The organism is Actinophytocola sp., from assembly GCF_036555685.1.
Taxonomy (GTDB): domain Bacteria; phylum Actinomycetota; class Actinomycetes; order Mycobacteriales; family Pseudonocardiaceae; genus Actinophytocola.
Genome location: NZ_DATBKY010000291.1, coordinates 34453 through 45216, shown reverse-complemented (window position 1 = coordinate 45216; position 10764 = coordinate 34453). Strand labels below are relative to the sequence as shown.

The 10764-nt window shown below is 71.6% G+C and carries 9 protein-coding genes and 1 pseudogene; 5 read left to right on the top strand and 5 right to left on the bottom strand.

Annotated elements, in window-relative coordinates; all coding sequences use genetic code 11:
- The 3 genes and pseudogenes from VH969_RS29605 to VH969_RS29595 form a co-directional block, all read right to left on the bottom strand.
- Positions 1-399, bottom strand: a pseudogene (locus tag VH969_RS29605) (succinate--CoA ligase subunit alpha); the annotation flags it as partial.
- Position 400: 1 nt separating this feature from the next.
- On the bottom strand, positions 401-1579 hold the full coding sequence (sucC, locus tag VH969_RS29600) for an ADP-forming succinate--CoA ligase subunit beta (RefSeq protein ID WP_331980209.1): 1179 nt from the start codon (positions 1577-1579) through the stop codon (positions 401-403).
- A 106-nt stretch (positions 1580-1685) separates the two neighbouring features.
- Complete coding sequence (locus VH969_RS29595) at positions 1686-3512, bottom strand: hypothetical protein (RefSeq protein ID WP_331980206.1); 1827 nt, start codon at positions 3510-3512, stop codon at positions 1686-1688.
- 1334 nt (positions 3513-4846) lie between these two features.
- Here VH969_RS29595 and VH969_RS29590 point away from each other — a divergent pair.
- Entirely contained in the window at positions 4847-5533 is a 687-nt protein-coding gene (locus tag VH969_RS29590; protein ID WP_331980204.1) for a M23 family metallopeptidase, read from the top strand.
- Here the strand turns inward: VH969_RS29590 and VH969_RS29585 are convergent.
- Complete coding sequence (locus tag VH969_RS29585) at positions 5523-5786, bottom strand: hypothetical protein (protein ID WP_331980202.1); 264 nt, start codon at positions 5784-5786, stop codon at positions 5523-5525. The two genes, VH969_RS29590 and VH969_RS29585, sit on opposite strands and share 11 nt — an antisense overlap.
- Before the next feature lie 118 nt (positions 5787-5904).
- Complete coding sequence (gene pcrA / locus VH969_RS29580; protein WP_331980201.1) at positions 5905-8253, bottom strand: DNA helicase PcrA; 2349 nt, start codon at positions 8251-8253, stop codon at positions 5905-5907.
- 293 nt (positions 8254-8546) lie between these two features.
- On the opposite strand from pcrA, the gene VH969_RS29575 reads away from it, so the two are divergent.
- The 4 genes from VH969_RS29575 to VH969_RS29560 all read left to right on the top strand — a co-directional run bounded on the left by VH969_RS29575 (position 8547) and on the right by VH969_RS29560 (position 10694).
- On the top strand, positions 8547-8816 hold the full coding sequence (locus tag VH969_RS29575; RefSeq protein WP_331980199.1) for a chorismate mutase: 270 nt from the start codon (positions 8547-8549) through the stop codon (positions 8814-8816).
- Between the two features lie 64 nt (positions 8817-8880).
- On the top strand, positions 8881-9189 hold the full coding sequence (locus VH969_RS29570) for a hypothetical protein (protein ID WP_331980197.1): 309 nt from the start codon (positions 8881-8883) through the stop codon (positions 9187-9189).
- A 119-nt stretch (positions 9190-9308) separates the two neighbouring features.
- A complete protein-coding gene (locus VH969_RS29565) occupies positions 9309-9599 on the top strand; it encodes a hypothetical protein (protein ID WP_331980195.1) in 291 nt (96 codons plus the stop codon).
- A gap of 57 nt (positions 9600-9656) precedes the next feature.
- On the top strand, positions 9657-10694 hold the full coding sequence (locus VH969_RS29560) for a hypothetical protein (protein WP_331980193.1): 1038 nt from the start codon (positions 9657-9659) through the stop codon (positions 10692-10694).
- The last annotated feature ends 70 nt before the right edge of the window (positions 10695-10764 follow it).

Genomic DNA, 10764 nt, shown 5'->3' with positions numbered 1-10764 from the left:
GTTCGGGCCCACGATGCGCGTCTTGTTGCCGGTCGCGCAGGCGTGCGCCCAGAAGCTCGCGGTGTCGTGCACCGGGATGCCCTCGGTGATCACGACCGCGAGCCCGATGCCGGCGTCGATCGCCTCGACGACGGCGCTCTTGGCGAACTTCGGCGGCACGAACACGACCGTGACGTCCGCCCCCGTGGCCGACATGGCGTCGCCGACGGAGTTGAACACCGGCAGCGTCAGACCCTCCTTGACGTCGGAGAAGTCGGCGCTCTGCCCGCCCTTGCCGGGCGTGACGCCACCGACGACGTTCGCGCCGGACTTGAGCATGCGGCGGGTGTGCTTGGTGCCCTCCGCGCCCGTCATGCCCTGCACGATGATCTTGCTGTCCTCGTTGAGGAAGATCGCCATCTCACGCCCCCTGTGCGGCAAGCTCGGCGGCCTTGCGTGCCGCGTTGTCCATGGTGTCGACCTGCTCCAGGCCGGGAAGCGCGGCCTCGGTGAGGATGCGGCGGCCCTCCTCGGCGTTGTTGCCGTCCAGCCGGACCACGATCGGCTTGCTCACCGTGTCGCCGCGGCTGTCGAGCAGCTGGAAGGCCTGCACGATGCCGTTCGCGACCGCGTCGCAGGCGGTGATGCCGCCGAAGACGTTGACGAACACGCTGCGCACGTCCCGGTCGGAGAGGATGATCTCCAGCCCGTTGGCCATCACCTCGGCCGACGCGCCACCACCGATGTCGAGGAAGTTCGCGGGCTTCACGCCGCCGAACTCCTCCCCCGCGTACGCCACCACGTCCAAAGTGGACATCACGAGGCCCGCACCGTTGCCGATGATGCCGACCTGACCGTCCAGCTTGACGTAGTTGAGGTCCTTGGCCTTCGCCGCGGCCTCCAGCGGGTCCTCGGCGGCGATGTCGACCAGGTCGGCGTGCCCGGGGTGGCGGAAGCTCGCGTTGTCGTCGAGCGTGACCTTGCCGTCCAGCGCGACGATCTTGTCCTGCGGGTCGCGGACCAGCGGGTTCACCTCGACGAGCGTGGCGTCCTCGGCCACGAACGTCTCCCACAGCTTCACCACGACCTCGGCCGCCTGCTCGGCGATGGCCTCCGGGTACTTGGCCGCGGTCACGATCTCCCGCGCCTTGGCCAGGTCCACGCCCGCGAGCGCGTCGACGTGGATCTTCGCCAGCGCCTCCGGGCGCTCGACCGCGAGCTGCTCGATCTCCATGCCGCCCTCGGCCGACGCCATCGCCAGGAACGTGCGGTTGGCGCGATCGAGGAGGAAGGAGAAGTAGTACTCCTCGGCGATGTCCGACGCCGGCGTGACGAGCACCCGGCGCACGACGTGCCCCTTGATGTCCAGCCCGAGGATGGCTTCGGCCTTCGCCCGGGTGTCGTCCGGGTCGTCGGCCAGCTTCACGCCGCCGGCCTTGCCGCGGCCGCCGGTCTTGACCTGCGCCTTGACGACGACGGTCTGGCCGAGCTCCTCGGCGATCGCGCGGGCATCGTCGGGGGTGTCGGCCACCTTCCCCGGCAACACCGGTACACCGTGGGCCCCGAAGAGGTCCTTGGCCTGGTACTCGTACAGATCCACTCGACGCCTCTCCTGATCTACGACTGCGTGCCGCGGTGGGTTCGGCACGGTAGAAGACCCTAGCGACGTGCGTGGACGCCCGGCGCGCGGCGTCCGGTGAGGTCCCTCACGCCCTGCGGCCGCGCTTGCCGACCGGCCGGCTCGGCGTGCGTTCCTGTTGCGGCGCCTCGGGTTCCTTGGCCGCGGGCTCCTCGTGCGGTGCCGGTCCCGCGAGCGCGACGCCGGCCGCGGCGAGGAAGGCCACGCACGCGGCGAGCGCGAACCAGGTGCCGGAGCCGACTCCGGCGTCGGCCGTGCGGTCGCTCGTCATGGGGTACTCGAGCGCGTGCACGCCGACGACCGCCGCGGCACCCAGCAGCAGCGCGGTGGCGCGGTGCGGGCGGGCGACGGTGGCGAGCGCGCCGGCCGCGATGACGACGGCCATCGCGATGACGAGCCCCCACGAGGCGAGGCGGAACTGCGACCAGATGCCGGGCGCCACGAAGTCGGGCGCGGTGATCATCGGGAAGCCGAACGCGCCGATGCTGAACAGGATCGCCGCGCCGGCGGGGGCGGCGACGGACAGGTGGGTGTTGCGTTCGGTCAGGTCGACGTCATCGCGCTCGGCGCTGCCGGCGATCGCGGCGCTGACCGCGGCGGCGGCCGCGATGAGGACGGCGGCAGCGGCGAACCAGACGCCGGCGCCGATGTGGACGGTCTCGCTGATGCCGGCGCCGGTGAACGCGGAGTCGAGCGTCGCGGCGACGACGAGCACGACGGCGCCGAGGCTGACGACGAAGGCCGGGCGGACCGGGGCGGCCCACCGGTTGGTCAGGAGAGTCGCGCCGAGCACGGCGACGAGGATGCCGACCGGGATGAGCTGGCGGTTCGCGTAGCTCTCCGGTTCGTTGAGCCCGTCGACGACGAGCTGCGGGCCGACCGCGCCGATGACCGCGGCCACGCCGGCGAGGATGCCGAGGACGCCGGTGACGAGGTGGACGCGGCCCTCCTCGAGCTGGAGCTCGGTGTCGTCCTCGTCGTCCTGCGGCGGCGTCGTGCCGCGGAGCACGAAGATCAGGATCGTGAGCAGGGCGAGCGGGGCCAGCGCGAGGTAGGGGCCGAGGTCCGGGCTGAGCCGGTCGACCGCGAGGCCCGCGACGAGCTGCGGCAGCGCCACGCCGGCCGTCGCGAGGAGAACGCCGAGCACGACGCCGCGCGCGACCGCCGGGCGTGCCGAGCCGGCCGCGAACACGCAGCCGCCGATGACCGCGGCGCAGACGAGCAGCAGTCCGACGCGGGCGAGGAGCGGGCTGTCGATCAGGTCGTGGCCGGGGAGGAAGGCGTTGGTGGAGCGGAAGGGCGGCATGACGAGCCCGACCGCCGCGATGGTCGCGAGGGCGAGGGACCAGCCCATGGCGCGGCCGCGCGTCTTCTCGGACGTGGGGCCGGCGTCGAGCTCGAGCGCGTAGGCCGAGTCGGGCGCGGCGCCCCCGCGGCCGGCGGCGAGCAGCCCGGCGACGCCGGTGGCGACGTGGCCGCCGACGAGCAGCCAGAGCCCGGCGGCGGGCGCGAGCGCGGCGAGGCTCGTGGGAACGAACAGCTCCGGGCGCGAGACGGTGAGCCCGTCCTGCACGACCTGCAGGTCGACGAGCGCCCGGCCGGGCGCGAGCAGGGCGGTGCCGGTCAGCACGCCGGCGGCGGTGAGCGCGCGTCCGGCCGTGATCAGCACGACCGCGGCGAGCGGTGGTGCGGCGGCGAGGATCGCGAGCAGGGCGGTGCTGGCGAACCCGCGCGCGGGCGCGTCCTGGACGACGCCCACCTCCGGACCGGCGATGAGAAGCACCGCGCCGAGAGCGGAAAGTCCCAGCGCAAGGCGTAGTTGCGGCGGTGCGTCGGCCCAGCCGAGCCGTTCGGCCTGCTCGAACTGGCGGGTGCCGGCCTGCCGCCTGTCCACCCGCCCACGCGGCGATCGGGTCCCCGAAGTCATTGCCGAGCACGCTAGCAAGACCGGCGCCGGACGAAGCTCGGTGCCCGAAAGCCACGGCGCGTTTTCGCCCAAATGGCCGCGTGCTGCGGTGAGCGCACGGCGGTGTTTCAGCGGCACAGTCCCATCGCGACGATCAGCGGCGGCCGCCGGCGCTGGCTGGGCGGTTGGACGACATGGCGACTGATCCGGCGGCAGTCCGGGCGACAGCGACCAGGCCATAGTGGCCAGCGGCAGCTACCGGCGACGGCGCCCAGCAGCGGCAGCCGACCGACGACGGCCAACGGCCGGCGACAGCGCCCAACGGCGGCCAAGCCGCCGATTGCCGCGGAGCGATGGCCGCCGAGCGATTGCGGTCAGGCGATAGAGGCAGGTCGAGCGGCCACGGAGATGAGGGCAGGGCGACTCGGCCGGAACGGCAGCGGCCTGGCGACTGGGATCCTCTGCGGAGGCGGTCCGGATGACCAGGCGGTGGCCCATGACCGGGCGGCGATCGCAACCACAGCGGCGTCAGCCAGAGCGGCATCAGCCAGAGCGGCATCAGCCAGAGCGGCGTCAGCCAGGAACGCTGCCGGGCAACGGGCTGGGGCATCTGGACGGCTGACCGGCGGCGAAGGCCTGGGCGGTGGCCAGCAGCAATCGCAGAGGTCGCGACGGTTCCCGACCGGGGACGGTAGGCGTAGCTCAGCGCGATGGGGACGTCGTGGCCACGGAAATCAGCGGGGAGTGTCGTGGCACGCACCAGGACGGCGGAGTCGCCCCGCGCGGTTGGGCGGCGGCGGGGTTCTCGATTCGGGTCCTTCGCGGGGGTTGTGGCTGCGTGACGTGGGTTTGGGCGGTGAGCAACGGCGCGGGTTTAAACATGGTGGGTTAGTAACCTGGATCACATCGCGAAGGTAAACTTCACTTCACAGTTGGTCATTTTCCCTGGTTGTGTCCTTGTTCGGCGCCACCCGTTTGGCCGACACGGTTCACGGAAGTTGCCCTAACCGCTTCCCCTTCGTTACTGTCCCCCGGTCCGTTGTCACGGTCCGGTCACGAAATGGGCAGGGTCGGCAACCCGAATTGCCGGCCAGCTGGGATCCCCCGCCTGGCGCCCACGTGGAGCTCGTACCCCACGAGCGAAGCGTTCGAGGCAGGACTCCCCGAGACGGAAGGGCAGCAAGGTCTTGGCTCGACACCGCTCACCCGGCGGCGAGACGTGGGAGTGCATCGCGCTCGAAGACGCGATGGAAGAGCGCACCCCGAACCGCGGCCGTGGCGTACACAGGGTGTCTCCTCCGTCCTCCGCGTTGCGTGGCCGTGTGGTCATCGCCGCGGTTGCCATGGGTGCGTTCGCCGCCGCCACTGCCGGGCAGACCCTCAAGGGTGACGACCAGCAGCAGTCCGCCGACGTGCAGCCGCTCGCGGACAGCAAGAACGCGTCGGCCGCCATCGGCATCGGCGGGGACTCCTCAGCGGCGGCCCCCTCCTTCCTGACCGTTGCCAAACCGAACGTCCAGACCTCGGGCGCCCCGGTCGAGGCGCAGAAGATCGCCGCGAGCGACCGGATCGTCAACGCCCGTGCGGCCAAGCTCGCCGCTATCCGGGCCGAGCAGAACCGGCCCAAGTTCGTCAGGCCCGCCGAAGGCCGCCTGACCTCGACGTTCGGCGCCCGGTGGGGCACGACCCACTACGGCATCGACATCGCCAACTCGCTCGGCACCCCGATCGTCGCGGCCGCCGACGGCGTCGTGATCGAGGCCGGCCCCGCGAGCGGCTTCGGCCTCTGGGTCCGCATCCAGCACGCCGACGGCACCATCACCGTCTACGGCCACATGGACAGCTTCTCGGTCTACGAGGGTCAGCACGTCAAGGCCGGCGAGCAGATCGCGCGCATGGGCAACCGCGGAGAGTCGACCGGTACCCACCTCCACTTCGAGGTCTGGGAGCCGGGCGGCATGAAGATCGACCCGCTGCCCTGGCTCGCCGAGCACGGCATCAACGTCTGACCTCATCCGGCAACCGCCGGACGAAGTAGGCGTTGGCGACCCGCCACACGCTGCACATCGAACCTCTGCGCGCGCACGCCGCACACCGGCGCCCCGCGGGACGGTGCAGCTCGAGCAGCGCCCGCCACGCGGCGACCAGCCGCCGCGCCTCGACCGCGAGCGGCCGCCCGGCCGGCTCCTCGCCGAGCCGGTCGACCCCGTCCAGGTAGCGGCCGACCGTCTCCGCGAACACCCGGTACAACATCTCGTCCACACCTAGAGACCCCCTCTGACCTCGTGCGGGACCGGTGCGTCCCGTCGGTGTGGATTACACCGGATGGCACCGACAATTCTCGCACACCAGTTCGAAACCAGCCAGAGGATCTTGTGAACTACAGCTTGACCAGGGGAACGCTGCCGATCAGCATCAGCCGGATCGTGCCGGACGTGCCGAAGTCGATGGTGGCCGTCGCCCGCGGGCCTACGCCGTCCGTGGCCACGACTGTCCCCATGCCGTACTTGTCGTGGTTGACCCGGTCGCCCACGTCCAGCGACAGCGCCGGCGTGTCCTTCCAGCCCTTCGCCGGGCCGAACGGCGAGGCCGTCCCGCGCGAGCGGATCGCCTCCGACCGGCGTGCGCCCCACGACGTCGGCGCGCTCGGGGCCGACCGTTCCGGCTGGACGCGCCGCCAGTCGACGAGGTCCGCCGGGATCTCGTCCAGGAACCGCGACGGCGGGTTGGTCATCGGCTGGCCCCACGCCGACCGCACGATCGCCCGCGACAGGTACAGCCGCCGCTGTGCCCGGGTGATGCCGACGTACGCCAGCCGCCGCTCCTCCGCCAGCTCCACCGGATCGCCCAGCGCCCGCATGTGCGGGAAGATCCCGTCCTCCCAGCCCGTGCAGAACACGACCGGGTACTCCAGGCCCTTCGCGGTGTGCAAGGTCATCAGCGTGACGACGCCGCTGTTCTCTTCGTCCTCGTCCGGCACCTGGTCGGCGTCGGCCACCAGCGACACCCGCTCCAGGAACGCGGCCAGCGAGCCCGGCTCGACGCCGGTCTCCGGCGGGTCCTCCACGCCGTCCAGCTCGTGCGCGAACTCGCGCGCCACCGTCACGAGCTCGGTCAGGTTCTCCACCCGCGTCGCGTCCTGCGGGTCGTCGCTCTCCTCGAGCTCCACGCGGTAACCGGTGCGTTCCAGCACCGCCTCGAGGATCTCGGCGACCTCGGCCCCTTCGTCGATCAGCTCGCGCAGCCCGTCGACAAGCTCCACGAAACCCGTGATCGCGTTGCGGGAGCGCGGGTTCAGCATCGGGACCCGATCCTCGACCGCGTCGCGCAGCGCGGCGTTGAACGAGATCCGCTCGCGCTCGGCATGGGTCGCGACGCACGCCTCCGCCCGGTCGCCGATGCCCCGCTTGGGCACGTTGAGGATCCGCCGCAGGCTGACCGTGTCCTCCGGGTTGTTCAGCACTCGAAGGTAGGCCAGCGCGTCGCGTACCTCGCGCCGCTCGTAGAACCGCACGCCGCCGACCACCCGGTACGGCAGCCCCATGCGGACGAAGATCTCCTCGAACACGCGCGACTGGTTGTTCGTGCGGTAGAAGACCGCGACGCCGCCGTAGGTGAGCCCGTCCCCGGCGTCCATCAGCCGGTCGATCTCGCCGGCCACGAACGCGGCCTCGTCGTGGTCGTTGTCGCCGACGTAGCCGACGATCTTCTCGCCGTCGCCGAGCGCGGTCCACAGCCGCTTGTCGCGCCGGTTCGGGTTGCGGGAGATGACCGCGTTGGCCGCGGACAGGATCGTCTGCGTGGATCGGTAGTTCTGCTCCAGCATGATCGTCGTGGCCTGCGGGTAGTCGCGCTCGAACTCGACGATGTTGCGGATGGTCGCGCCGCGGAAGGCGTAGATCGACTGGTCCGCGTCGCCCACCACGCACAACTCGCCCGGCTCGGTGCCGTGCTCGCCGGTGCCCACGAGCTCGCGGACCAGCATGTACTGCGCGTGGTTGGTGTCCTGGTACTCGTCGACCAGCACGTGCCGGAACCGCCGCCGGTAGTACTCGGCCACGTCCGGGTAGGTCTGCAGCAGCTCGACCGTACGCATGATCAGGTCGTCGAAGTCGAACGCGTTGGCCAGGCCCAGCCGGCGCTGGTACTCGACGTAGACCTCGGCCGCCCGGCGCTCGAAGTCGTTGGCCGCGGACTCGGTGGCCTCACCCGGGCCGACCAGCTCGTTCTTGAGGTTCGAGATGTGCGCGGCCAGGCCACGGGCGGTGTACCGCTTGGGGTCGAGGTCGAGATCGCGCGCCACCAGCGTGACGAGCCGGCGCGTGTCGTCCGCGTCGTAGACCGAGAAGCTCGACTTCATACCAAGCGTCGTCGCGTCCCGACGCAGCACGCGCACGCACATGGAGTGGAACGTCGACACCCACATCGCGTTCGCACGGCGGCCGACGAGCTCCACCACGCGCTCGCGCATCTCCGCGGCCGCCTTGTTGGTGAACGTGATCGCCATGATCTGGCCGGGATGCACGTCGCGTTCGGCGAGCAGGTACGCGATCCGTCTGGTGAGCACCCGCGTCTTGCCGGAGCCGGCGCCCGCGACCACCAGCAGCGGCGAGCCCGCGTGCTGGACGGCCCGGCGCTGCTGGTCGTTGAGGTCCGCGAGCAGATCGGCCGACGTGCGGCGCGACGGCTTGGCAGGGGCTTGCGGAGGCAATTCGAACAGAGTGCTCATTGCCTCCAACGTTACCGGCCCGCACCGACATCGACGCCGCGGCAAGCCGGGTGGGTGGACAGTTCACGAGACGTGGTGCCAGAATCCCTAACGTGCGGCACCACGACTTCGAGTTTTCCTACGGGACCCGGACTCCGGCTCCCGTCGTGGCGTAGCGCCCAACAACGACAGCGAAGCCCCGGAGTCATCGGACCCGGGGCTTTTCGCGCGGGGCCGGGGCTCCACCAGAACCGAGGATCACGAGCATGCCCTCCACGACTCCCTCCACGACCCCGACCGCGGGAGACGACACGGTGAACGATCAGCACAGCCTGCCGGCCGATGCCGACATCGCCGAACTGCGCAAGGAGATCGACTGGCTCGACGCGGAGATCCTGCGCCTGGTCAAGCGCAGGATCGAGGTGTCCCAGACGATCGGCGCGGCGAGAATGGCGGCCGGCGGGCCCCGCATCGTCTACAACCGGGAGATCGACGTGCTCGCGCGCTACCGCGAGCTCGGCTCGGAGGGCAGGCGGCTGGCGATGGCCCTGCTGAACCTCGGCCGGGGTCCGCTCGGCCGCTGAGAGAACACTCAGATTCAGGGTTGTCACCGATCCGCGGGCTCGGCGATCCGGGCACACTGGAGTCATGCTCAACCTGATCGCCGTCATCATCGCCATCGCCGCGGTGGTGGCCACCGTTGCCCATGCGGGTTACCTCGCGATGCTGAACTCCGCCGCGAACAAGAAGGGCGCGAGCGGGGCGCCGGTCGCGCAGTACGTGCGGTCGCGCTGGCCGGTCGCCGGCGTCACCACCGCCGGGGCGCTGCTCGCGTGGATCCTGACCAGCGGCTCCGGGTTCGCCGACGTGCTGGCGATCCTGCTCGCCGGCGGCTCGGGCGTCGCCGCGACCAAGGCTCTCCAGTCGACGCAGGAGCGGTACCGCACCGGCGGGTAACCCCCAAGCCTGCTCATCACCCGGTCGAGTGGCGTGGGTGCGACGTGCACGCCCCGAAACTCGCACAGTGAGCAACCGCATACTCTGGGCTACGTGAGCACCCGGCCCCTCTCGAGGACGTGCGGTCCGCACTCGTCGTGGCCGCACATCCGCACGATCTCGACTCCGGTGCCGCAGGCACGATCGCGACGTGGACGGCGGCGGGCATCGCCGTCACGTACAGCGTCCGCACCTCCGGCGACCGTTTTTCCCGACCACCGCGCGTCCGGCGAGGCCGTGTTCGCCGCGGTGTTCCCGGACTCGCGCAACCCGCACGCCCACCGGTCGCGGGGTTCGGGGCGATCGCCCGGGCCGCGGGCCTCGGCGAAGGGCGGATCGCCGAGATCTTCCAGCTGGTCGACACCCGCTGAGCTCGTGGTCGGTCCGTCGCACACGGCACGATCCGCGAGCAGAGAGGTCGCACGGCCATGAGCACCGGGGGCTGGCCCACGCCGGGGCCGCGTCATGGCAGGCACCGGCGGGGCCACGTGAACTCGGCCTGGACCCCGGCGGTGCGACCGCCGGAGGTAGGCCGCATCCCGTCCCACGCCCGCGTCAGCTGGGGTCCGCCACCGCCGGCGGACGGTGACACGACGCCGATGGCGCTGGTGCCGCGGCAACGCTCACCCGAGTCCGACGCGGCCGTCGCGCGCGTCATGTCGGAGACGTCGGAGACGTCGGAGACGCTGCCGCGCGGGCTGCGGAAGTTCGACCTCGGCATCGTGCCGGCGTCGGTGACCCCGCCGCGGTCGGGGCGAAAGGCGGCGTGGTTCGCGGTCAGCACGTCGGCGGCGGTGGTGTGCGGGCTCGCGCTCGCAGCCGTGCGGCTGGTCGGCTCGCCCACGTCGAGCGACACGATCGACGCGCTGCCGGAGTTCCCGACCCAGTCGCTGGGTGAGCTGCCGGCCGACGAGACGGCGACGGCGGTGTCGACTTCCACCCACCGGCCGTCCGCGACCTCGTCGTCCAGCGCGCGCCCGGACACGGTCAGCCACACGCACGGCGCACCGTGGCCGGGGTCGCCGGCCGACGGGACGGGCTCGGCGGGGAGCGTCCCGGCCGATGCATCGACGCGGCCACCGACCCGGCCACCGACCCAGCCACCGACCCAGCCACCGTCGCCGCAGCGGACGACGGTCGGCCCGCGGCCGGTCACGCCGACGGACCCGCAGGCGATGGGCGACCGGACGGAGCAGTACTTCGCGCTGGTGACCGAGGACCCGAAGGCGGCGCACGACATGTGCACGGGCAGCATGGCGCGCGAGGGGCCGGAGGGCATCCAGTCGCGGTACGCGGGCGTGGACCACGTCGAGGTCCAGGACATCGCGATCGACCGCAACCAGGCGATGACGACGAGCACCGTGAAGATCGTCCACGAGGACGGCACGGAGACCGTCGAGCAGCGGCGGCTCACGTTCACGTGGGGCGGCGACCCGAAGATCAGCGACGACACCCAGGCCGGCTGAGTCGACCGGCCCTAGGATCACGGCGGGGCGTCGAGGCCGTGGGGCTCGGCCACAGGCCGGTAACGCGCCG

What these genes read in the sequence shown, in the direction of transcription:
- VH969_RS29560 (WP_331980193.1), top strand. Translation starts at nt 9,657, where the DNA reads ATGAGCACCGGGGGCTGGCCCACGCCGGGGCCGCGTCATGGCAGGCAC.
- VH969_RS29570 (WP_331980197.1), top strand. Translation starts at nt 8,881, where the DNA reads ATGCTCAACCTGATCGCCGTCATCATCGCCATCGCCGCGGTGGTGGCC.
- pcrA (WP_331980201.1), bottom strand. Translation starts at nt 8,253, where the DNA reads ATGAGCACTCTGTTCGAATTGCCTCCGCAAGCCCCTGCCAAGCCGTCG.